This is a genomic window from Streptomyces sp. NPDC017225 (genome assembly GCF_044331465.1).
Classification (GTDB): domain Bacteria; phylum Actinomycetota; class Actinomycetes; order Streptomycetales; family Streptomycetaceae; genus Streptomyces.
Map to the genome: position 1 here is coordinate 1 of NZ_JBIRNE010000013.1, position 22,706 is coordinate 22,706.

Here is a 22,706-nt window from a genome sequence, read left to right on the forward strand (position 1 = left end):
GTACGTCGTCCGGCTCCGCAAGGCCGAGGAGAAGCGCCTCGACCTCGTCTCCTACGGCGCCGCCAGCGCCGCCGACGTCGACACCCTCGCCGAGCGGCTGCTCGCGGGCGGCGTGCAGCTGATCAGCCGGCCCGGCGCGGTCGACACGCCGGGCGGCGGCTACGGCTTCCGCTTCTTCGACGTCGACGGCCGCACCATCGAGGTCTCCGCCGACGTCGAGGTCCGCAGGCACCGCAGGATCGAGGAGAAGGAGTCCATCCCCGTCAAGCTCTCCCACGTCGTCCTCAACTCCCCCGACCTGAACCGCACCCGCGAGTGGTACGAGCGCCATCTCGGCTTCGCCCTCTCCGACACGCTCAGCTCGCCGCACATGGGCGAGGTCATGCACTTCATGCGGATCAACAGCCGGCACCACTCCATGGCCATCGCCCAGGGCCCGCACACCGCCCTGCACCACATCTCCTTCGAGATGCGCGGCATCGACGAGTACATGCGCGGCTCCGGGCGCGTCATCCGCGCGGGATTCAAGAAGATCTGGGGCCCGGGCCGGCACATGGCCGGCGACAACACCTTCACGTACTTCCTCGACCCGCACGGCAACACCGTCGAGTACACCACCGAGCTGGAGAACCTGGACGAGGACACCTGGCACCCCCACGTCTACGACTTCTCCCAGCCCGAGGTCACCGACCAGTGGGGCACCGCCAACCCCATGAACGAACTGGTCGCCAAGGAGTCGTTCAACGACCCCGACCGCGGCGTGTTCGTCGCTCCACCGGTCTGATCCTCCCTCCCCTCCGCCGGGGGCGCGGCGCCGGTGCCCACGCCCTGACGCACACCGTCGCGTCCCCGGCCCCGCGCGCCGGGAGCCGTCTTCCGCCTGTTCCCGGTCGCCCCACCCCTGGAGCCGCACCATGCGTTTCGCCGCTTACGAGCACCGGCACCGCCACCGGGTGGCCGTCGTGGAGGACGACGGCACCCTCTTCCCACTGCCGGGCGTCTCGTCGCTGTCCGCACTGCTGACGGAGACCGACGGCCTGCCCGGGCTGCTCGCCGCCGGCCGGCAGGCGCTCGACGTTCCGCCCGGCCCGCATGTCTCCCAGGTACGCCTTCTGCCCCCGCTCCTGCCCGCTTCGGTACGGGACTTCGTCACCTTCGAGGAACATGTCGAAGGCGTACGCCGCTCCGTCGACGGCGTCGCCGGTGTCCCCGAGCAGTGGTACGCGGCACCGACCTTCTACTTCACCAACCCGCACGCGGTCTACGGTCACCGGGACGACATCCCGATGCCACCCGGTTCGACCGTGCTGGACTTCGAGCTGGAGGTGGGCGCCGTGATCGGGCGGGAGGGCCGCGACCTCACTCCCGGGCAGGCCCGCGACCACATCGTCGGCTACACCGTGTTCAACGACTGGTCGGCGCGAGACCTTCAGGGCGCGGAGATGAAGGTCGGCCTCGGCCCCTGCAAGGGCAAGGACACCGCCACCACCCTCGGCCCGTACCTCGTCACCGCGGACGAACTGGAGCCGTACCGGGACGCCGCCGGGTTCCTGCGCCTGGCCCTGACCGCCGACGTCAACGGCGAGAAGGTCGGTGAGGACCTGCTGTCCAACATGAGCTGGACCTTCGAGGAGATGACCGCCTACGCCTCCCGCGGCACCCGCGTCGTCCCCGGCGACGTCCTCGGCTCCGGAACCTGCGGCAACGGCGGCTGCCTCGCCGAACTGTGGGGCCGGCGCGGCGATCAGACCCCACCGCCACTCAAGCCCGGCGACACCGTCTCCCTCACCGTCGAGGGCATCGGCACCCTGACGAACACCGTCGTCCCCGGCGCGCGACCGGTGTCCCTGCCGGCCGGCCGGCGCCGCGACCGGGAGCGGCCGTGAGCGACCCGCATCCCAAGAGGCTGCTCGGCAAGGTCGTCGTCGTCACGGGTGCCGCCCGCGGTCAGGGCGCCGCCGAGTCCGATGCCCTCACCCGCGAGGGTGCCCGGGTCATCGCCACCGACATCGAGCCCGCGGCCGGCTGTCGCCGCCTCGATGTCACCAGCGGCGAGGAATGGGCGGCGCTGGCCGCCGAGTTGGAGGACAGGTACGGACGGGTGCACGGCCTCGTGAACAACGCGGGCGTCACCTGGCGCGCACGGGTCGGCGATGTGCGGGCCGAGGACTTCGAGCGGGTGCACTCGGTCAACGTCACCGGCCCACTGCTCGGCATCCAGCACCTGAGCCCGCTGATGCCGCCGGGCTCCTCGATCGTCAACGTCGGCTCCTCCGCCGCGCTCACCGCCCACTACCCCGTCGCGTACACCGCGAGCAAGTGGGGGCTGCGGGGCCTGTCGAGGACCGCCGCGCTCGAACTCGGGCCCCGCGGCATCCGGGTGAACACCGTCCACCCCGGCTACATCGAGACGGCGATGACCGCCTCCGCCGCCCCGGCGTTCCGCGAGGCCAACCTCCGGGAGACCCCGCTCGGGCGCACCGGCACCGCCGACGAGGTGGCGCCGCTGGTCGTCTTCCTGCTGTCGGACGAGTCGTCGTTCATCACCGGTGCCGAGATCCCGGTGGACGGCGGCCTGACCGCGCACGGCGGCGTCAAGTCGGTGTCCGACGCCCTGCGCGACGCGGAGAGCGCCGGTTGAAACGGTGTCGGCATCGCCCACGCCGACACCGCGCAGCCCTGTGCTGCTCCGCCTCGCAGCCGTACGCACCAGACCCGGCCCGGCCGGGTGGGCTCCCCGGACGACGTCGTGAACGCCGGCGTCGTCCTGGCCTGTGACGAGGCCGCGTACATCCACGGCGCCGGCCTCGTCGTCGACGGCGGGTGGTCCACCGTCCTGCCCGGCACCACCACCTGAAAGGAACACCGCACGTGAACAAGGTCAGCGGCAGCGCCGCCGAGGCGGTCGCCGACATGCCCGACGGCGCCTCGCTCGCCGTCGGCGGCTTCGGCCTCTCCGGCGTCCCCGCCACCCTCATCGACGCCGTCTACACGCAGGGCACGACCGGTCTTGAGGTCGTCTCGAACAACTGCGGCGTGGACGGGCGCGGCCTCGGCGTCCTCCTCGCCGCCGGCCGCGTCGCCCGCGTCACCGGCTCCTACGTCGGTGAGAACAAGGAGTTCGCCCGCCAGTACCTCGGCGGCGAACTGGAGGTGGAGCTGACCCCGCAGGGCACGCTCGCCGAACGGCTGCGCGCGGGCGGCGCGGGCATCCCCGCCTTCTACACCCCGGCCGGCGTCGGCACCCAGGTGGCCCGGGGCGGACTGCCCTGGCGGTACACGTCCGACGGGGAGGTGGCCGTGGCCTCCCCGCCCAAGGAGACCCGCGTGTTCGAAAGACGCCCGTACGTCCTGGAGCACGGCATCACCACCGACTTCGCCCTCGTACGCGCCTGGCGCGGTGACCGGCACGGCAACCTCGTCTTCCGCCGCGCCGCCGCCAACTTCAATCCCCTCGCCGCCATGGCCGGACGCGTCACGGTCGCCGAGGTCGAGGAACTCGTCGAACCCGGCGAACTGGCGCCGGACGAGATCCACCTGCCCGGTGTCTACGTCCAGCGTGTCGTCGCGCTCACCGCCGAGCAGGCGGCCGACAAGCCCATCGAGAAGAGGACCGTGCGCCCATGAGCTGGACCCGCGACCAGATGGCCGCCCGCGCCGCCGCCGAACTCACCGACGGCTCCTACGTCAACCTGGGCATCGGCCTGCCCACCCTCGTCCCCGGCCACCTGCCGCCGGGGGTCCACGTCGTCCTGCATTCCGAGAACGGCATCCTGGGCACCGGCCCCTGTCCCACCGAGGACGAGGTCGACCCGGACCTGATCAACGCGGGCAAGGAAACGGTCACGGTGCTGCCGGGTGCGAGCTTCTTCGACTCCGCGCTGTCCTTCGGCATGATCCGCGGCGGACACATCGACACCGCCGTCCTCGGCGCCATGCAGGTGTCGGAGCGCGGCGACCTCGCCAACTGGATGATCCCCGGCAAGATGGTCAAGGGCATGGGCGGCGCCATGGACCTGGTGCACGGAGCCCGTCGCGTCGTCGTCCTCATGGAACACACCGCCAAGGACGGCAGCCCGAAGATCCTCCGGGAGTGCGCGCTCCCGCTCACCGGCGAGCGGTGCGTCCACCGCGTCATCACCGACCTCGGCGTCATCGACGTCACCGAGGACGGCCTCGCCCTCGTCGAGACCGCTCCGGGCGTCACCGCCGAGGACGTCACCGCGCGCACGGCCGCCCCCCTTCTCCTGCCCACACCACCGACCGGCCGCCGGTCCGCAGGGTGGACCTAGCCGCCGCGGACCTCGGTGTTCTGGCAGGCGTGCAACAGCCAGCTTCCGTCATCCTGCCTGGTCATGACGTACAGCGGAGCACCCTCGGTGTCGCCTTCGGCCGAGTGGTACACCTGCCGCACCTTCACGGCCGCAACGTCGGGCCGCAGAAACCGGGTGTGCACCACCTGGTAGGTGACGTCGCCGTCCCAGACGGCGCCGGGGAGCACGGCCCGGGTGAACTCGGCGATCGCGTCGAAGCCGAGGAGAACCTTGCCGTGGGCGGTCGTCCAGAGCGCGTCGGGGTGGAAGAGGGCGAGGAACCCCTCGGCGTCCCTGGCGCGCTGGGTGCGCTCGACGGTGGCCACGACCTGCTCGATGGCCTTGATGTCTGCGGCGTCGGCCCTGTTGTCCGCGGTATCGGTGTTCATGCGGATCAGCCTGCTGCCTCAAGCGCGCTTGAGGTCAAGGGCCGGGGCGCGCGGCGCGGGCCGGGCGGCCGAGACGGACCGGGACGCCGGGCGAGTACAGGACGCTGACCGGGGCGCCGGTGGGGGCCGGGATCCCGGCGCTCTCCACGAGGTTCTCGTCGCAGGTGACGAGCTCGGCGCGGTACAGGGGCCAGCGGGGATGGTGGTTGGGCAGATACGCGGCACCGCCGAAGAACGCGTTGTGCATGCCCCAGCGGGCGGTGAGGAAGTGCTCCAGCCCGGTGGGTTCGTGGATGCGTTCGCCGGGCCGTACGGTGATGCGGCTGTACGCGCCGCGTGGGCCGGGCCAGCGGCGGGAACTGGCGTAGGTCACGGTGTCGCCGACGGTGCGGACGGTCATGCGGGACCACAGGTAGGGCAGCCGGAAGCCGAAGCGGCCCATCACCACCGGCATCAGCCGCGAGGCGTCCATCGACCGGAAGACCACACCGCGCCGCCCGTGCGCGTCGACCGAGTACAGCCGCACGTTGGTCTCCGGGAAGGAGCCGAAGTACGGCACGCCGGGCAGCCCCAGCCAGCCGACCCGGTGCATCCGGAAGCCGACGAGCCCGACGTACGTGAGTCCGTCGTGCGTGTCGGGGAGGGCTCCGCGCGGCATGAGCCCCGCCACGGCGGCGGGCTCCACGGCCCAGTGGATGAACGCGAGGTCGAGCCACTCCTGGGTGAGGAGCGGCATCCGTATGGTCACGGGGGCGTCGGGCGTGACGGCGGTGGGCTTCTGCACGGCGCAAGAATGGCAGACGGCGGGGCGCGCACCGGGCCGGGTGCGGTGGGCCGGGGCTGGCTGGGCCAGGCGTGGCGAGCTGGGCAGGGCATGGAGGGCTGGGCAGGGCGAGCTGGGCAGGGCATGGAGAGCTGGGGCGTGGCGCGGCGCCTGCGGCGTGGCGGGCCGGGGAGGCCGGGGCGCTGCGTGGAGCCGCTCGCCGGCCGGGGCGGGCCATGATTGACCCTCGACCTGGTCAAGGGCTCAGGGTTGCGGACGTGGAGAGCGAGATGCGCAGCATTGGGGAGACGGCCCGCGACAGCGGACTGGGCGTGAGCGCCCTGCGGTTCTACGACCGGGCCGGGGTGCTGGTCCCCGCCTGGGTGGATCCGGTGAGTGGCTACCGCTGGTACGCCCCCGGGCAGCTCGACGAGGCCCGGCTGCTCGCCCGGCTGCGGCGGGCCGGTATGCCGTTGGCGGACATCCGGCTGGTCCTGGCCGGCTGGTCCAGCGCGGACACGGACCTGGTGCGCGGGCTCCTCCAGGCGCACCTGCGCCGTCTCGAACTGGGGCTGGCCGATGCCCGCAGCGAGTTCTCCACGCTCCGAGCGCTACTCGACCACAGGGAGAACCCCATGACCGCAGCACCGCACACCGACACCGTCCGGCTGTCCGTCTCCGCGTCCGGACTGGCCGCCGCGCTGGACTCGGTCCGCTTCGCCACCGGTGGCGACCCCGAACTGCCCATGCTCGGCGGAGTCCTGTTCGATGTGGAGGGGGACTCGCTCCACCTCGTGGCGACCGACCGGTACCGGCTGGCCGTCGCGCGGACGGGCACCGCCGGACACGGCGGGCCGCGCGTACAGGTCATCGTGCCCGTCCCGCTGGCCGACGCGATGCGCGCGCTGCTGAGCGGCGACGAGTCCGTCGCCCTGGCCGTGGACGGTGACCGTGTGACGCTGGAGGCCGGAGACCGTCAGACGGCCGGGCAGTGCCTCGCCTACGACTTCCCGGACTACCGCCGGCTCGTCCGGCTGCCCTCCGGGCGGCGGGCTGACGTCGACGTGCCGGCGTTCCGCGAGGCACTGGAGTCCGGCCCCGTCCGCGCGAGCGGGGTGCGCGAGCAGGGTGGCGCGTCGCACGACCTCAGCGTGCTCAGGGTGGCCGACGACGGCACGGTGACCGTCTGCGAGGACGGTGACGACGCCCCGGACAACGTCGCCGTCGACCGCGGGTTCCTGCTGGAGGCGCTCACCGCAGGAGACCGGAACCGGCTGATCCTGGAGTTCGGCGCCCCCACGGCCCCCCTCACGGTCCGCCGGCCGGACGACGAGACGGCCTTCTCCCTGCTGATGCCGGTCCGCACGGAGGACTGACGCCGGACGACTGACGGGAGGCGCTCGTCCCCCGGCCGTCCCCTCTCCGCCCCGCCGCCCCGCCGCCCCCGCCGCATTGTCAGTGGGCTGGCCTAGAGTTTCATGCACTTGATCACTGCGGTGCGGGGAGGCACTCATGGGGTGGGTGACGGCCGGGGACTACGAAGTGGCTCTGGACGACGGGAAGGTGGTGTGCCGCAACGCCGCCGGACGACGGCTCAAGTCGGTACCGGCCAAACTCGCGGAGGATCCCGCCGTGGTGGGCCTCCGACAGCTCACCGAGTGGCTGGAGCGGCACGAACGCCAGTGCCTGACCGACGTGGAGCGGTGGATGGTGCGGTCGCTGCCCGTCCCCCTCGCCGTGCTCACCCGGGTGTGGCCCGACCCGGCCTGGCGGTCCGCCCTGCGAGACCTTGTCGTCACCGGCGCCGACGGCGAGGTCGCCGGGTTCCTGCGGGACGCCGACCCCGAACGCGGCCTCGGTCTCGTCGACCTCGACGGAGACACCGTGCGCATCGCCCCCGACCTGGTCCGTCTTCCGCATCCCGTGCTCCTCGAAGATCTCGAGGAACTAAGGGAGTTCGCCGTCGAACTCGACGTCGAGCAGCGCGCCCAGCAGCTCTTCCGCGAGGTATGGCACCGCCCCGCCGCGCTCGACGCCGACAGCACCTCGGTCGAGGAGTACGCGGGCGGCACCTTCAAGGAGCTGCGTTTCCTGCACGGGCGGGTCACCCAGCTCGGTTACCGCGTGCGCGGCGGGTACGCCGTCTGTTCCGTACGGGAGGGGAGCCAGGGCGCCGAGGCTCGTGTCTGGGTCGGCGACTACGACGGCTACGCGGAGACGGAGACCGGTCCCCTGATGTGGACCGACAGCACCGGACGCGTGCTGAAGCTCGGCCGGATAGGGCCGGTGGCCTGGTCGGAGGGCATGCGCATGGCTGCCGCGCTGTACGCCGGGCGCGACATCGAGGACGAGGAGCGGGCGGCGTGAGCACCATGAACGGGACCACCATGACGACCGACGGAACGACCGCGCCGGGCAGGGCCACCACCGGCCCCACCGGGGACACCACCGCACCCGCCGGAGGCGCCGCCACACCCCTCGGAGGCACCACCCCACCGACCGCAGGCGCCGCCCGCGACAGCGCCCCACGCGGCACTCGTGCAACCACCGTCCACGACGACGCCACCGCCGCCGCCCTGCTCGACGCGGGCGCGCTCCTGCCCCTGGGCAGCACCGGCCGGGAGGACGCCGACACCCTCACCGTCCGCACCTACACCCATGCCGCACTGGGCGACCGCAGCGTCGTCCGGCTGGTGCCGGGCACCCTCGGCGGGGCCGAGGACCTCGCCCTGGACTTCCTGGGCCTCGTGCGCGACGCGGAGACACCCGAGGTCGGGCAGGTCAGGCGGGAGACCCTCGGTTTCCCCGCCTGGGCACTGGTCAACGACCCGGCCAACGGACATCACGCGCTGGCCCTGGTCAAGGACGTCGAGCGGCTCACACGGCAGGCCAAGTCCCGTCCCGGCACCGCCAAGGAAGGCTTCGAGACACTCGGTGAACGGCTCGGCCGGGCGGTGCCGCACTTCCTGCCCACCTTCTACGAGCAGGCCGCCCGCATCTTCCTCCAGTACGACAACACCACCTACGCCGCCGCGTTCTTCGGCAAGGCCCGCGAAGCCGAGCGGGTGCACGCGCTCGCCGTCGACGAGGAGCGGCAGCGCGCCGTCTTCCTGGAGTTCGCCTTCGCCGGGGCGCTGACGGTCAAGGCGCTCAAGCAGCATGTGAGGGATCTCGCCGGCCGGCTGGACGCCGCCGAGGCGTGGGACCAGTTCCGGCAGCTGGCGGTGGAGCGCTGCGCGGCCGGTATGCCGCCGTACGCGTCGCTGCCGCAGGACGCGCGGACGCTGATCAAGGCGGCCGGACTGCCCCGGATCGACACGGAGTGCGACCTGGTCGCCGATCTGGTCGCCTCTCCCGCCGCCGTCCGGGCGCCCGCGTCCTTCTGGACCGCCTACCGGGCCGTCCTGCCCGTCCTCGCCGGCCGTCGACCGGCCGTACGGACCCGGTTGCTGGAGATCATGCCTGCCGGGCTGGACCACGACTTGGCGAGCGACGACTTCTGGCTGACGCTACTGGCCGAGTGCGCCGCCGACCGGTTGCTGACCGGCGAGGCCGGGGGCGCGCAGGACACCGACGGTGCGGAGGGGACCGACGGTACCGAGGGGGCCGACAGCGCGGACGCGCCCGGCACCGCGGCGGACGGTGTCGACGCGGCGGCCTGGCTCAGCCGTTGGGCCGCTCACCGCAAGCACGGCGCGAGGGTGCACGGCACCTCGCCGGCCACCCTCGACCTGGTGACCCGGATGGCACCCCGGCTGCGCGCCGACGGACGGCCCGTCGACCTGTTCACCGGGCGCAGGCACGTGGGCGCCGACATCGGCCTGTTGGACCTCTGCGCGGCGGAGGACATCCCCCTGGTCCTGCCGGAGCCCGGCACCGAGGTCCACCTCGGACTGGACCGCTGGGCGCGGGACACCCGGCCCGAGCGACGAGACCTGGCCGCCGTCGCGGCTGATCCCCGGCTGCGTCCCCTGCTGCTGCGGGCCGTCGGTGCCGTGGGCCAGGACCACCAGTCGGCCGAGGTACTCGAGCACCTCGCCGACCATCCCGTGCTGACGGACGTGCTGCGCGAATGGCTGGAGGGCGCGGTCGGGCAACTCACCGACGCCGTGGGTCTGCCCGGAGCCCGCGAGGCACTGCACCGGCTGAGCCCCTTCCGGGCGGTGGCCCCCCGGGCCAACCCGGAAGCGGTCGCCCGCGTGGCCGGGTACGAGACGGCTCCGCTGCTCGGGCGCACCCTGCGGGCCGGCATCCTCGACGAGCTGGGCTGGCCCGCGCTCGAGGACGCCCTGCGGCTGCTCGACGGCGGGACACGCAAGGACCGCGACGACACACTGATCATCGACGAGGCCTGGCCCTGCCTGATCCTGAGCCGTGGTCGCCAGGCGGTCGTCGTCGGCCCGGACGGGATCCTGCTCGAACACGACCTGCGGCTCCCGGCCGATCTGGAGCGCTGGCAGCGCCCGCGGTTCCGCTACACCGACGGGGAACTCCTCGTGGTGTGGTGGCAGGAGGGCAAGCAGCGCGGCTACTGGTCGACCCGGCCGTCCGAGGTGGTCACGTTCACCGGCGAGCAGATCGCCCACCGGTGGCGCAACGACAGCGCCGGCGCCCCGTCCCTTCCGCTGCCCGGCGGCGGACGGGCCACCGGCGGGCGTGCTCTGCACGCCGGTGACACCGTCCTGCCCGCGAGCCGTCGCGTCATCGGGGACGGCACCCTGTACTGGCGAGAGGGCAGGCAGGGCCGGCAGCGGGTGTGGCTGGAGTACGACCCGGCGACCGGCACCCACGGGCGCGCTTCCCTGCCCGCCTTCCTGCGGTCCGGCATCAGGGACGACGCGACGCTGCTGCAGGACCAGTGCGAGGTCCTGCCTCTGCGACCGGGCCTGGAGCAGAGCCCGTTCGGCACGGACGGGACCGTTCTGGGCCGCTGGGTGCGTGCCGAGGACGAGGCGGGCGAGACCCTGACGACCGCCGGGACACCCGACGGCCGCACCGTCACGCTGCGAGCTTCCGAGCGCGGCGGCCCCGTCGTGCCGCTCGGCGCGCTGCGGCTGCCCGGGGGCGCCGCCCCCGTGGTGGCCCGGGAGTGGCGCCGGATCGCCCTGTTCGCGCGGGACGACGGTACCGGCGCGGGCGTGCTCGGCCAGGTGACACCGAACCAACAGGGCGGGGAGTTCGCCGCGGGCACCCCGCTCGTACCGCCGGTCGCCTTCTGGCACGCCCTGCGGCCCCGTGACGAGCCTGCGTCGGCCGTGCTGCGCGCCCTCACCGACGAGCTGGCGGCCGAGCTGGTGCGCGACACGGCGCGGGCGCTGGCCGAGCGTCAGGCGCCGGCGAGGGCGGCCGAGGGCATCGACGGAGAAGCCGGTGGTCCCACCACGAGCGGCGGGACGGCTCGTGGGCAGGGCGGGGCAAGCACTGGGCCCGGCAGTCCGGCTGCCGCGCCCGTCGGTCCGGCTGGTGCGACCAGTGGTTTGGCTGGTGGGACCGGGGGCCGAGGTGGTGCGACCGGGGGGCCTGACGGCGCGAGCGCCGACGGCGAGCCCGCCGTGCCGAGCGCCGAGGAGGTCGTACGGCAGACCGTGTCCCGGTCACTTCCGGGCCTCACCGACGAGCGGCTCCTGACCGGCGTGGCGGCCCTGGTCCGCTCGGCACTCCAGATCGCCGACTCGGTCACCAGGTTCGTCGCGCCACCCGTCGAGCAGGCGAAGCCGGAGCTGAAGCGGGTCGAGGGCATGTTCGCGGACTACCGCCCGGAGCACGGTGACGACCACACGGTGCGCACGGCCACCGACGGACTGGCCAATCTGTGGGGAGCCTGGGGCGGCAACAGCCAGTGGACCGCGCTCCGGCAGATCCGCGCCGTGAATCACGTGCTCTCGGGGAAGCCCGCCGACGGCAGGCAGTTGCCCGATCACGTCCGCCGCGCAGCACTCGGTGACGGGTGGCAGAACGACGAGTACACCGTCCCCCGCATGGGCGTGGTCTGGCCGTCCCTCCTGACCGTGCTGCGGCCGCTGGCCTACCGGGCCGCCGCACCGACCGTGCCGGATGCCGAACGCGAGGCGCTGCTCCTTCTGTTCGAGGCGCTCGTCGAAGGGCCGCTCGGCGCTCCGGAGAACGCCCTGCGGGAGATCGTGCTGAGCGAGCCGCTGGACAAGCACAAGCGGCACGGCAATCAGGAGCGCGCGGGACAGGTGCTGCGGCGGGGCGGCCGCACCGTGGTCGTCCTCGGCCGCAGGAACGTCGACTACGGCCGCGACCGCGTCAACTGGCTCGCTCTCGACCACGATCCGACGGGTGCGTTCGGAGCCGTCGCGCACTTCACGCTCGAGAAGGAGACCCGGCACACCTCCGCGTTCCCGGCCGACGGGCTCGCCGCCGTCATCCGGCTGATCCGGGACAAGGGGGCCGCGCCCTGGCAGCCCGAGGCACCCGCCGCGCTCGCCGCGGCGACGCACGCCGGCCTGGGTCCGCTCCAGGCCGCGGTGCTGCTCGCCGGGCAGCCGGAGCAGCTCGGCGGCGACGCGCTCGCCGTGCTCGGTCTCAAGCAGCGTCAGCTGAGCGCGGGCAGGGGCATGCTGAACTCGCTGCCCGCCGCCGACCGGGAGGCGCTCGTCGGCGCCCTGCTCCCCGACGACCTCGCCGAGTTGTGGACGGCAGGGCCCGACACGGGCGCCGCGGGCCGGGTGTGGGCCGAGCGTCTCGGTTCCCTCGTCCGCGTGCCCGAGGATCTGGCGCCCGCTCTCGAAGGCCTGCCGACCGCCTCCGCCGAGGACGTCCTCAACCCGGCACGCACCGCCTGGCTCAGCCGCACGACGGTCCAGCGGCCCGACGAGGAAGGCCGGCTGGTCGCGGAGGAACGCGCCGCGGTGCCCGGACGCCACCACCTGACCGGCGCGGTCGCCGCCCTCGCCTCGCTCGCCTACGCCCTGCCGCACGGGCACCCCCTGCGCGCGGCCCTGCCCTCGGGCCTCGCCGCGCTGCGCCGCCGCGTCGCCGACCCGGGGCTGCTGCTCGGGCTGGACCTCGAGTGGACGGAGAAGGGCGGAACCACGGCCGCCGAGCTGCGCAAGGCGTACGGACTGCCCGCCACCGGAGGCGCAGACGCGGACGGCACCACGTGGGTCGGTGAGGCGCTCGCACTGCGCCCCTGGCACAGCGACAGGGAGACCGTGCTGGTGCGCCCGGCGGGCCTCACCGGCCCGGACGACGCCGTGTTCGGGCTCCTCGAAGGGCTGGTGGGTGCCCCGCGCGCCACCGGGCTCCGGGCCCTGCGGTCCGTCCTCGGTGACGAACTCGACCGGGCCCTCGCCGCCGGCCTCGATCCCGAAGGGCCCTCCGGGCCCGCCCAGGACCCCACAGTCTGCGTACCGGCACTCGTCACCGAGGTCGCCGTGGCCCACGGTCTCGGCGAGGACGCGGCGACGCTCTACCTGCAACTGCTCGCCCTGCCCGACCCGACGGACCGCAACTGCGCCCGCTGGACCGGCTGGAAGCCCGCCCGTCTCAAGAAGGCCCGGGCCGAACTCGCCGCGACGGAGCTGGTCGTGGAGGCCAAACGGCCCCGGGCCGGCCGTTCCCTCTTCCTTCCCTGCGGCTGGCGCGACCTCAAGGCACCCGCCCTGCCGGTGGAGACGTGGAAGGAGAGCCTCTATCCCGTCAGCGAGAGGACCCGCGCCGTCCCGCTCCTCCCGGTGCCCGAGCTGTTCGCCCACGCCTGGGACCGGGTGCGGGCCGGAGAAGCGCCCGGCTACGAAGAGCTCACCACCCGCGCCACGCGGAAGGGCCGCCGGCGGTGACCCGAAGGCGTGTCCACCCGGCGCCCCCCGCCCCCGCCCCCGACCACTGCCCGAGCCCACCGGAAGATCCGTCGATGACCACCACTCTCGCCCCCGGCAACACCCGTCAGATCGTGCCGCCCGAGGAGCGTCACGCCACCGAACTGGCCTTCCTCGCCGCCTTCGACGACGGTCCCCGTCCGCCCGCCTGGCGGCTCACGCCCCGGGCCGTCGTCACGTTCGTCATGGGCAGCGACGGCCGGGCCCTGCGACTGCCCGAGGACGCCGAGGCGCCCGAGGGCGTGCCGCGCCGTCTGGTGGTGGAGGGCAAGTTCGTCGGCGACCGGGCACTGGTCGAGCGGTGCGTCGTCACCCTCGCCGGTGAGCGCGGCCTGCTGCTCGTCGGCGAGCCGGGCACCGCCAAGTCCATGCTGTCCGAGCTGTTGTCGGCGGCCGTGTGCGGCACCAGCGGCCTGGTGGTCCAGGGTACGGCGGGCACGACCGAGGACCAGCTGAAGTACGGCTGGAACTACGCCCTGCTGCTGGCCCAGGGTCCCAGCCGCAAGGCACTCGTGCCCTCCCCGGTCCTGACCGCGATGGGCCGGGGCGGCATCGCCCGCGTCGAGGAGGTGACCCGCTGCCTGCCGGAGGTGCAGGACGCCCTGGTCTCCCTGCTCTCCGAGCGGCGCATCGCCGTCCCCGAACTCTCGGGCACCGACGACTCGCTGGCGCACGCCACGCCCGGTTTCAACCTCATCGCCACCGCCAACCTGCGCGACAAGGGCGTCTCCGAGATGTCCGCCGCGCTCAAACGCCGCTTCAACTTCGAGACGGTCGGCCCCATCCCGGACCTCGACGCCGAGACGGCGCTGGTCCGCAGCCAGGCGCGGGCCTGCGTCGAACGGGCCGGCGCGCCGTTCCAGGTCGACGAGGCCGTCCTGGAGGCCCTCGTCGTCGCCTTCCGAGACCTGCGCGAGGGCCGTTCGGCGGAGGGCTGGGAAGTCGAGCGGCCGTCCACCGTGATGAGCACCGCGGAGGCCGTGTCCGTCGCGGGCGCGCTCGGGCTGGCCGCGGCGTACTTCCCGGGCGACCGCGACGTACTGGGGCTGCTCCCGGGGCATCTCCTCGGCGTGGTCCGCAAGGACGACCCGGCCGACGCGGCGCGACTGCGGGGCTACTGGGACGGTCCGGTCCGGCGCCGCGCCGAGCAGGGTTCGGCCACCTGGCGCACCCTGTGGGACCTGCGCACGGTCCTGGAGGGCTGACGTCCGTGTCCCGCTCCTCGCCCCGCTCCGGCTCCGGCTCCTCGTCCGGCTCCAGCTCTCCGGTCTCTACCGCTTCGTCGCCCTCACCGGTTTCCCCGCCCTCACCGGCCGCCTCCTCCTCTCTCACCGCCTCCTCCTCTCTCACCGACTCGACCTCTCCGGCCGCCTCGTCCTCTCCGGCCTCGTCGTCCTCCCTCGTCTCCTCGCGCCTGTCTCCCGACGAAGCGGTCGCCGCGCTCACCGATCCCGCGGCGCCCTGCCTCATCGGCGTACGGCATCACGCGCCGTCCCTTGCCGCGGCCGTGCCGGCGCTGCTGGACGGGGCTGCTCCGGACGTCCTGCTGGTCGAGCTTCCCGCCGAGATGCAGGAGTGGCTGCCCTGGCTGGGCCACGAGGAGACCCGGGCGCCGGTCGCCCTCGCGGCCGCGTCCACCGAGGAGGGCCGGGGGCCGGCCTTCTATCCTTTCGCCGACTTCTCCCCCGAGCTCGCCGCCGTGCGCTGGGCCGCCCGGCACGGCGTCCCGGTCGTCGCCTGCGACCTGCCGTTGGCCGACCGGGCGTGGCACGAGGGCAGGCGCCCCGGCCCGTCCACCGGTCCCACCGCGTCCACCGTCGCGCCGGAGTACGACCGTTCCGGGCTCGCCGTCGCCCTCCGGGCCCGGCTCACCGGCCGTCCCGGTGAGGATCTCTGGGACCGTCTCGTCGAGGCCACCGCGCCTGGCTCCGAGCCGGAGGCGCTGCGCCGTGCCGCGCTCCTCACCGGCTGGGCGCTGCGCGAGGAGGCCATCGCCTCGGGAGGCGTGGCCGAGCTCGACCTGCGGCGTGAGCAGTGGATGCGCGCCTGTCTGGCCGCCGCCACCGCGGACGGCGCGCGTGCGGCGGTGGTCGTGGGTGCCTTCCACGCCCCGGCGCTGGTGTGCCCGACCGCCGAACCCGAACCGGACCCTCCCAGGAGCACCAGAAGTCCCGGCCGTCCCACCAATCCCGATAACCCCGCCGGCCTCGTAGGCCCAGCCAGCCCCGTCAGTCCTCGCGGCCGTCGCGGTCCGGCCGACCTGTCCGGCCCCGTGGCCGACCGCCCCGACGCCCCCGGTCGCCCCGGCCACACGGCGAACCGGCCCGATCCTGCGGACCCACCCGGCGCTACCGACCCCTCCGGGTGGATCACGTCCCTCATCCCGTACACGTACGCCCTCCTGGACGAGCGGTCCGGTTACCCGGCGGGCATCCGGGACCCTGAGTGGCAGCACCTCGTGCTGCGGGCGGCAGGCGATCCGGTGGCGTTGGAGGAGGCGCTGACCGGGGCGGCCGTACGGGTGTGCGCGGCACTGCGTGCCCTCGGGCATCCGTCGGGGCCCGCCGACGCGCGCGAGATCACCCGGTTGGCCTCGGACCTGGCGCGGCTGCGCGGGTTGCCCGCCGCGGGCCGGGGAGAGCTGGTCGAGGCGGTGCAGACGGTGCTCGCGCAGGGGGAGCCGTACGGCAGGGGGCGGGCCGTCGCCCGGGCGATGGAGCAGGTCCTCGTCGGGACGCGCGGCGGCCGTCCGGCGCCGGGCACGCCGCGCAGCGGCCTGGCCCCGGCGGTCGAGGCCGAACTGTCGGCGCTGGGACTGCCCGGGCCGGGCTCCCCTGGACCAGGGACGGCCGGACCAACGACAGTCGGGCCGACGGGCGCCAGGCCGGGTGCGGCCGCCCGGGATCTGCGACTGGATCCCTTGCGGTCCGGCCTCGACCGTGAGCGCGACCTGCTGCTGCGCCGCCTGACGGTGTGCGGTGTGCCGTACGCGGAGGCGAAAGAGGTCGTCGGCGCGGGCGGTGCCGAGACACTGACGACTCGGTGGGAGGTGCGCTGGACTCCGGCGACCGAGGCCATGCTGTCCGCGGTCGGTGTACGCGGTGTCACTCCCGCCCAGGCCGCCGAGGGGGTCCTGCGTGAGCGGTGGCGTGCGGAGCGGGACGAGGGCGGGCCGGTGGCAGCACAGACGCTGGAGGGACTCCGGCAGGCGGCGGAGTGCGGCCTGCCGGAACTGACGGACGCACGGCTCGCGGAGGCCGCCGAGGTACTGCCGGGCACCGCCGCACTGCCCGAACTCCTCACCGGCCTGGCCCTGCTGGACCGGTTGCGCGCGGGCCACATCGCGGCGCTCGGCACCGACAAGGACCGTGCGGTGCGGGCCACCGCCGTGGCCGAACTCCTGACATCCGCCGCGGTTCGCCAGGTGGACGGTCTCACCGGGGCCGAGGACCCGGCGGACGCGCACGCTCTGCTGGAGCTCGCCCACCGGGCGGACGTCCTCGGTGGCGTCCGTCTGACCGACGCTCTGGCCCGGCTGGCACACGACGGCTCGCCCCTGATGCGGGGGGCCGCCGGAGCTGTCCGGGTACTCCTCGGACACGAGGACGCGGAGGCCCTGGGCGGCCGCGTCGCCTCCTGGGTGGACGCGGCGAGCGACCGCGCCTCCCGGTCCGCGCTCACCGCCCGGCTGACCGGCCTGCTGACAGCCGCCGGCCCGCTGCTGGAGTCCGCGGCTCCCGCGCTGGAACCACTGCTCGACCGGGTATCCGAGCTGTCCGACCGGGACTTCCTCGACCGGCTGCCCTCGCTGCGCGGCGGCTTCGACACGCTCAGCCCGGCCGGCCGCGACCGGCTCCTCTCCGCCGTCGAGGAGCGTCTGGACGTCGGCCGGCTGGCCGGCACGGACGGGGTGGACCCAGACGCCCTCGCCCTGTGGACCCGCGCGGACCTCACGGCCCGGGCCACTCTCGACGGACTCGGGCTGCTTCCCGCACCCACTGCCGACCGCACCGGCACACCAGAGTCCGCACCCACTGCCGACAGCACCGGCGCCCCCACCGCCGACCGCACCGGCGCACCAGAGTCCGCCGCCACGGCCCCCGGCGCCGGCGCGCGACCCGCTGCCGCCGGGGACCACCGTCTCGCCCCCGCCGACCGCTGGCGGCTCGTGCTCGGCCGCCGTACCGACCGGCTGCCCCCGTCGGCGGCCTCGTTGGCCACCGCGTTGGACGAGCTGTACGGCAGCGGGCGGGGCGAAGGCAGCCGGGGCGAGCTGACCCGGCCCGGCCGCGGCGGCGGCGGTGGCCGGGAGACCGCCTATCCGGGTGTGCGTGAGTGGTCCGAGGACCTGGCGGTGCTGTTCGGGCCGGGCATCCGCGAGGAGGTCCTGGCGGCCGCCGCCGCGTCGGGCCGGCCGGACGTCCTGGCCGAGCTGGACCCGGACAGCGTGCGGCCCTCCGTGGACCTGCTGCGCACCGTGCTCCGCCATGCGGGCGGTCTGCCCGAGGCCCGCCTGGCCGCGCTCCGGCCGCTGGTGCGGCGCCTGGTCGATGCGCTGACCCGGCAGTTGGCCACGCGGCTGCGTCCGGCGCTGCACGGCACGGTCCTGCCGCGCCCCAGCCGCCGCCCGGGCGGTGGCCTGGACCTGCCCCGCACCCTGAGGGCCAACCTGGCCTCGGCTCGCCGCCTCCCGGACGGCACGGTCCAGGTCCTCCCCGAACGCCCCGTCTTCCGTACCCGCGCCGCACGGGCCGCCGACTGGCGGCTGATCCTGGTGACCGACGTGTCGGGATCCATGGAGGCGTCCACGGTCTGGGCCGCCCTCACAGCCTCGGTGCTGGCCGGAGTGCCCACACTGTCGACGCACTTCCTGGCCTTCTCCACCGAGGTCATCGACCTCACCGACCACGTCGAGGACCCGTTGTCCCTGCTGCTCGAGGTCAGCGTGGGCGGCGGCACCCACATCGCCGCGGGGCTGCGGCACGCCCGCGAGCTGGTGACCGTGCCGTCCCGCACCCTCGTCGTGGTCGTCAGCGACTTCGAGGAGGGCTACCCCCTGGGCGGACTGCTCGGCGAGGTCCGCGCCCTGGTCGGGGCCGGCTGCCAGGTCCTGGGCTGCGCGAGTCTCGACGACACGGGGCGCCCCCGGTACTCCACCGGCGTGGCGGGCCGGCTCGTCGCCGCGGGCATGCCGGTCGCCGCCCTCAGCCCGCTCGAACTCGCCCGCTGGGTAGGAGAGAAGATCGCGTGAACCCACAGCTTCCGCCGGTCGCCCCGTCGGTGACCGCCGAGCTCGTCGCGGCGCTGACGCCCCGGCTGCGCAAACGGCTCGACGCGGGCGTCGCCAAGGTGGCGGCACGGCCGACGGCGCGTGCGGGCGACGTGGCGCGCATCGCCGTCGACGACGACACCGACCTGGAACTGCACGCTCCCGGCGGGGTCGTGACCAGCGCCGGGGCGATCCGCTGCGGGTGCCTGCTCGCACCCGACTGTCTGCACCGAGCCGCCGCGGCATCGGCGGCACCGGTCGCCGACTCCACGGAACCGTCAACGACAGAGCCACCGGCCACGGCGGCACAGGTCGCGCCACCGCCGGTCACGGGCTCGGCACAACCGCCGCCCGCCCCATCCCCATCCACCGCCACCGCCACCCCCGACCAACGTGTCGCCGCGGCAGCCCTGCACGACGCCGCGGCCGCCGTGCTGGAGGCGGGCACCGACGGTGCCGGCGCCGTGCTCCAGGCGGAACTGCTGCGCGCCGCGCACACCGCGCGGCTCGCGGGACTTCCCCGGGCGGCGAGCCGTGCGGTCGCCGTCGTCACCGCGTTGCGCGCGGCCCGGGGCACGGACCCCGCCTACCGCCTCACCGATCTCACCGCCGCCCTCCGCGACGTCCTGGTCATCTCACACCGTCTCCCCGACGCCATCGGTCCCGAACTCGCCGAACTGCGCGGCACCGTACGGCAGCCGTACACCCCGGACGGATCCCTGCGCCTGTACGGGCTCTTCTCCGAGCCCGTCCTCACGGCGACCGGTTACGCGGGCGCCGTCACCTGGACCGCCGACGCCGCGGGACGGCTCTACTCGATCTCCGACGTGGCCCCGGGCGGCGCCGGACGGGCCACGGGCGCGGCCGACCGCGCCGTGCGCGTCGGCGACACGTCCCTGACCCACCGTGAGCTCTCGCGCGCCGGACTCGCCGTGTCCGGTGCGACCGTCTCCCCGACGGGCCGCCTGGGTGCGGGCGCGGGCGTACGGGCCGTGCGCGCGGCCGGCGCCGCATGGCACGCCGAACCCCTGGACCGCCTGTGGGCGGTGCCGGTGGCCGAACAGGTCTCCATGGCCCTGGCGGGCGACCGGGAGCTGTTGTTCCTCGACGTCACGCTCACCGGCACGGTCCGCGAGGCGGCGGGCGAGTGTCTGGTCGCAGACTGCGGCGGCCGGCCGCTCCGGCTCACCGCCGCCCATGACGATCCGGCGCTGCCCGACCGCGAGAACCTCCGCCTCCTCGCGTCCGTCCGGGGTGTCCGGCTGCGCGTCGTCGCCCGGCTCACGCCGGCCCCGCAACCCCGTGCCCTGCTCCTGGCCGTCAGCCATCCCACCGACCCCGCGACCCGCCTCGACCTCGGTCTCGACCGGCTCCGCCGCGCGGACCTGCCCACCGCGCCGACTCCCGGGGGCGCGCCGGCCGGGCCCGCCGGTGACGAGGCCCCGGTGCATCTGCTGCGGCGCCGGGTACACCAGGCGGCCTCCGGAGGCCGCCGTGTGCTCGCCTTTCCCGGAGACCGGGACACCGAGGGCGCGCGTCTTCGCCGGCACGGCCTCGTCACCGCCGGTGAACTCCTCTCCGCGCTCCACGCCGCCGCCGCGGAGCGCGCACGCGATCCCTTCGGCCGCCTTCTCCCGGCCGATCCCGGCCGCTTCGCCCGCGCCTGGCTCGGCGCCGCCGTCCACACCGAGGAACTCGACCGCGTCCTGTGCGCCGCCGCGTGGGGCGCGGACCTCACCGACACCGCGGCCCCGGCGTTCCGTGTCCCTGACCCTGACCCTGCCCCTGCCCCTGCCCCTGCCCCTGCGGGAGGTCCCGCAGACCCGGCCGCCCATCCCGCAACTCCCGCAGACCCGGCGAACCCCGCCCACCCGACGATCCCCACAGACCCGGCGGAGCCTGTCGATCTCAAGGCGCCCTGATTGCATGGCCAACCGCCTCCGGAACCGCTCGACAAACGCTGTTCCTGGAAATCAACGAAGCCAGGGCCCGCCCGTCTCAGGCGTCAGCGCCGAAATCGGCTGCGGCTGGGGCCTGCTCGCGCAGCGGGGTGAGGTCACGTCGAGTCCCCGGTCACAGCACCGGCTGGAAGGAGTCGACCTCTTCCCTCGCGCTACGGTGCTGTCATGTCTCGATCAGTCGAAACCGGGTCAGTGTTGCCTCCCGTCACCGCGGACGACGTCGGCCTTGCCGTGCGGCTCGCCGTGGGCATCCTTCGGGACGCACCCGCGGAGGGGTGGGGCGGTAAGGCCGGTTCGCTGGAGTGGGACCGCTGGGAGACCATCGAGCACCTCGCCAACGACCTGCTGTACTACGCCGTGCAGCTGGGACCGCAGAGCCCACCGCTGGACACCCATGTGCCTTTCGCGCTGTGCCAGAAGAGGCCGGACGGACCCACGGTCTTCCTCTTCGCGGAGCGTGATGCGGGCCCGGCCGGCCTGCTGCAGGTGCTGGAAGCGTGCGGCGCGCTGCTGGTGGCCATGGTGCGTACGAAGCCGCCCGCGGTTCGCGCCCACCACGCCGCCGGGGCGTCGGACCCCGAAGGCTTCGCGGCGATGGGGGTGGTGGAGACGCTGGTGCACATGCACGATGTGGCGGAAGGCTTCGGGCTCACCTGGACCCCGCCCTCCGCTCTCTGCTCGCGGGTCATCGCCCGTCTGTTTCCAGAGGCTCCGGGCGGCGCGGATCCCTGGCTCACCCTGTTGTGGGCCACCGGCCGCGCCGAACTGCCGGGCCACCCTCGTCCCACCGCGTGGCACTGGTCCAGCACACCGCGGCCGTAGGAGCGGATCGGCTTCGGACGCGGTGAGGGCACGGTGATCGTGCCCTCACCGCGGCGCGAGCGCACCGGGCCACCGTTACCGATCGGTATCCCGGCGGACCCATCCGGTCACGGCACCGGCGATCGGCCCGCCGAGCCGAGCGTGGAGCCGTACTATCGGATGATCTCGTAGGGGGAGGCGGGCATGGGCAGGCAGCGTCCCGGTACGCCGACGCTGGAGGAGGTGGCCGCCCGCGCCGGTGTGGGGCGGGGCACCGTCTCGAGGGTCGTCAACAACGCGTCCGGTGTACGGGATTCGACGCGCCGTGCCGTGCGGCAGGCGATCGCCGAGCTGGGCTACGTCCCGAATCTCGCGGCCCGTTCCCTGGCCGGCCACCGCGCGGACGCCGTCGCGCTGGTCATCACGGAGACGGACTGGCGGCTGTTCGGTGAGCCCTTCTTCACCGAGATCGTCCATGCCGTCGGCGACGCCCTCGCCGACACCCCGGTGCAGTTGCTGCTCACCCTGGTCCGTACGGACACCGAGCGGCAGCGTTTCGTGGAGTACGCGCGCGGCGGCCGGGTCGACGGCGTGCTGCTGATGTCCGTGCGCGCCGAGGACCCGCTGCCGGACATGCTCGCGAAGGCGGGACTGCCCACCGTCATGCTGGGTCGGCGTTCCGGCGACGAGAGCACCACCTACGTCGACGCCGACAACGCCGGCGGCGCGCGCGGCGCGGTCACGCACCTGCTGAACGGCGGCCGGAACACGATCGGGGCCATCAGCGGACCGCTCGACATGTACGTCGCCCAGTGCCGGCTGCGCGGATACCGGGAGGCTCTGGAGCTGGCGGGCGTGGAGGTCAGGCCCTCGCTGATCGTCGAGGGCGGCGACTTCACGGAGGAGAGCGGGCGCCGGGCGATGACCGGCCTGATCACGCGTCACCCGGAGCTCGACGCGGTCTTCGCCGCCTCGGACTCCATGGCCTCCGGAGCACTGAACGCGCTGCGCACGGCAGGCCGGCGGGTGCCGCAGGACGTCGCGGTGATCGGCTTCGACGACTCTCGGCCCGCCCGGCCCACGGATCCGCCGCTGACGACGGTCCGGCAGCCGCTGGAGGAGATCGGCCGCACGATGGTGCGGCTCCTGCTGGAGGAGATGGAAGACACCCCCGTCGCCCGGCGGCACGTCATCCTCCGTACGGAACTGGTACTCCGGGACTCCGCCTGACCGACTCCGCATGACCGACGCCGACGGCCGGGGGACTCCCCCGGCGGCGCGTCCGTCGCCTGGAACTTCGAGATTTCTTCGACGACTCCGACACGCACAGTCTTGTCAGGAACATGAACCGCTTCTACAGTCCCCA

General features: G+C 74.2%; 16 protein-coding genes. 14 read left to right on the forward strand and 2 right to left on the reverse strand.

Annotated elements, in window-relative coordinates:
• The 6 genes from ACH4NX_RS25805 to ACH4NX_RS25830 form a co-directional block, all read left to right on the forward strand.
• The coding region (locus ACH4NX_RS25805; RefSeq protein WP_398153368.1) for a VOC family protein at positions 1-784 on the forward strand (784 nt) is incomplete at its 5' end.
• A gap of 130 nt (positions 785-914) precedes the next feature.
• Entirely contained in the window at positions 915-1,886 is a 972-nt protein-coding gene (locus ACH4NX_RS25810) for a fumarylacetoacetate hydrolase family protein (protein ID WP_398128888.1), read from the forward strand.
• Positions 1,883-2,641: an SDR family NAD(P)-dependent oxidoreductase gene (locus ACH4NX_RS25815; RefSeq protein WP_398128889.1), complete on the forward strand. Its 759-nt coding sequence runs from the start codon at positions 1,883-1,885 to the stop codon at positions 2,639-2,641. Before ACH4NX_RS25810 ends, ACH4NX_RS25815 begins: the two co-directional genes overlap by 4 nt.
• Before the next feature lie 12 nt (positions 2,642-2,653).
• Positions 2,654-2,857, forward strand: coding sequence for an SDR family oxidoreductase (locus tag ACH4NX_RS25820; protein ID WP_398128983.1), 204 nt, complete (start codon positions 2,654-2,656; stop codon positions 2,855-2,857).
• A gap of 14 nt (positions 2,858-2,871) precedes the next feature.
• Entirely contained in the window at positions 2,872-3,627 is a 756-nt protein-coding gene (locus tag ACH4NX_RS25825) for a CoA transferase subunit A (protein WP_398128890.1), read from the forward strand.
• Positions 3,624-4,292 (forward strand): CoA transferase subunit B, encoded by a 669-nt coding sequence (locus ACH4NX_RS25830; protein WP_398128891.1) that lies wholly within the window; start codon positions 3,624-3,626, stop codon positions 4,290-4,292. The genes ACH4NX_RS25825 and ACH4NX_RS25830 overlap by 4 nt, the downstream gene beginning before the upstream one ends.
• On the opposite strand, the gene ACH4NX_RS25835 is transcribed toward ACH4NX_RS25830, so the two are convergent.
• Together ACH4NX_RS25835 and ACH4NX_RS25840 are read right to left on the reverse strand one after the other, a co-directional pair.
• Positions 4,289-4,702, reverse strand: coding sequence for an SgcJ/EcaC family oxidoreductase (locus ACH4NX_RS25835; protein WP_351401392.1), 414 nt, complete (start codon positions 4,700-4,702; stop codon positions 4,289-4,291). The genes ACH4NX_RS25830 and ACH4NX_RS25835 overlap by 4 nt on opposite strands.
• A 34-nt stretch (positions 4,703-4,736) precedes the next feature.
• A complete protein-coding gene (locus tag ACH4NX_RS25840) occupies positions 4,737-5,486 on the reverse strand; it encodes a YqjF family protein (protein ID WP_398128892.1) in 750 nt (249 codons plus the stop codon).
• 269 nt (positions 5,487-5,755) lie between these two features.
• Here ACH4NX_RS25840 and ACH4NX_RS25845 point away from each other — a divergent pair, with 269 nt between their 5' ends.
• The 8 genes from ACH4NX_RS25845 to ACH4NX_RS25880 all read left to right on the forward strand — a co-directional run bounded on the left by ACH4NX_RS25845 (position 5,756) and on the right by ACH4NX_RS25880 (position 22,570).
• The gene (locus ACH4NX_RS25845) at positions 5,756-6,841 is read left to right on the forward strand and encodes a MerR family transcriptional regulator (protein WP_351401396.1); all 1,086 of its coding nucleotides are present in this window, start codon (positions 5,756-5,758) and stop codon (positions 6,839-6,841) included.
• Positions 6,842-6,977: 136 nt separating this feature from the next.
• Entirely contained in the window at positions 6,978-7,832 is an 855-nt protein-coding gene (locus tag ACH4NX_RS25850; RefSeq protein WP_398128893.1) for a DUF4132 domain-containing protein, read from the forward strand.
• Between the two features lie 5 nt (positions 7,833-7,837).
• Positions 7,838-13,270, forward strand: a complete 5,433-nt coding sequence (locus tag ACH4NX_RS25855) for a hypothetical protein (RefSeq protein WP_398128984.1) — start codon at positions 7,838-7,840, stop codon at positions 13,268-13,270.
• Positions 13,271-13,344: 74 nt separating this feature from the next.
• On the forward strand, positions 13,345-14,514 hold the full coding sequence (locus ACH4NX_RS25860; protein ID WP_351401400.1) for an AAA family ATPase: 1,170 nt from the start codon (positions 13,345-13,347) through the stop codon (positions 14,512-14,514).
• Between the two features lie 209 nt (positions 14,515-14,723).
• The gene (locus tag ACH4NX_RS25865) at positions 14,724-18,560 is read left to right on the forward strand and encodes a DUF5682 family protein (RefSeq protein WP_398128985.1); all 3,837 of its coding nucleotides are present in this window, start codon (positions 14,724-14,726) and stop codon (positions 18,558-18,560) included.
• The gene (locus tag ACH4NX_RS25870) at positions 18,557-20,500 is read left to right on the forward strand and encodes a hypothetical protein (protein ID WP_398128894.1); all 1,944 of its coding nucleotides are present in this window, start codon (positions 18,557-18,559) and stop codon (positions 20,498-20,500) included. The genes ACH4NX_RS25865 and ACH4NX_RS25870 overlap by 4 nt, the downstream gene beginning before the upstream one ends.
• A gap of 204 nt (positions 20,501-20,704) precedes the next feature.
• Positions 20,705-21,361, forward strand: a complete 657-nt coding sequence (locus tag ACH4NX_RS25875) for a hypothetical protein (RefSeq protein WP_398128895.1) — start codon at positions 20,705-20,707, stop codon at positions 21,359-21,361.
• Positions 21,362-21,544: 183 nt separating this feature from the next.
• Entirely contained in the window at positions 21,545-22,570 is a 1,026-nt protein-coding gene (locus tag ACH4NX_RS25880) for a LacI family DNA-binding transcriptional regulator (RefSeq protein WP_398128896.1), read from the forward strand.
• The last annotated feature ends 136 nt before the right edge of the window (positions 22,571-22,706 follow it).

What these genes read in the sequence shown, in the direction of transcription:
- ACH4NX_RS25810 (WP_398128888.1), top strand. Translation starts at nt 915, where the DNA reads ATGCGTTTCGCCGCTTACGAGCACCGGCACCGCCACCGGGTGGCCGTC.
- ACH4NX_RS25830 (WP_398128891.1), top strand. Translation starts at nt 3,624, where the DNA reads ATGAGCTGGACCCGCGACCAGATGGCCGCCCGCGCCGCCGCCGAACTC.
- ACH4NX_RS25875 (WP_398128895.1), top strand. Translation starts at nt 20,705, where the DNA reads ATGTCTCGATCAGTCGAAACCGGGTCAGTGTTGCCTCCCGTCACCGCG.
- ACH4NX_RS25855 (WP_398128984.1), top strand. Translation starts at nt 7,838, where the DNA reads ATGAACGGGACCACCATGACGACCGACGGAACGACCGCGCCGGGCAGG.
- ACH4NX_RS25860 (WP_351401400.1), top strand. Translation starts at nt 13,345, where the DNA reads ATGACCACCACTCTCGCCCCCGGCAACACCCGTCAGATCGTGCCGCCC.
- ACH4NX_RS25835 (WP_351401392.1), bottom strand. Translation starts at nt 4,702, where the DNA reads ATGAACACCGATACCGCGGACAACAGGGCCGACGCCGCAGACATCAAG.
- ACH4NX_RS25880 (WP_398128896.1), top strand. Translation starts at nt 21,545, where the DNA reads ATGGGCAGGCAGCGTCCCGGTACGCCGACGCTGGAGGAGGTGGCCGCC.
- ACH4NX_RS25845 (WP_351401396.1), top strand. Translation starts at nt 5,756, where the DNA reads ATGCGCAGCATTGGGGAGACGGCCCGCGACAGCGGACTGGGCGTGAGC.
- ACH4NX_RS25850 (WP_398128893.1), top strand. Translation starts at nt 6,978, where the DNA reads ATGGGGTGGGTGACGGCCGGGGACTACGAAGTGGCTCTGGACGACGGG.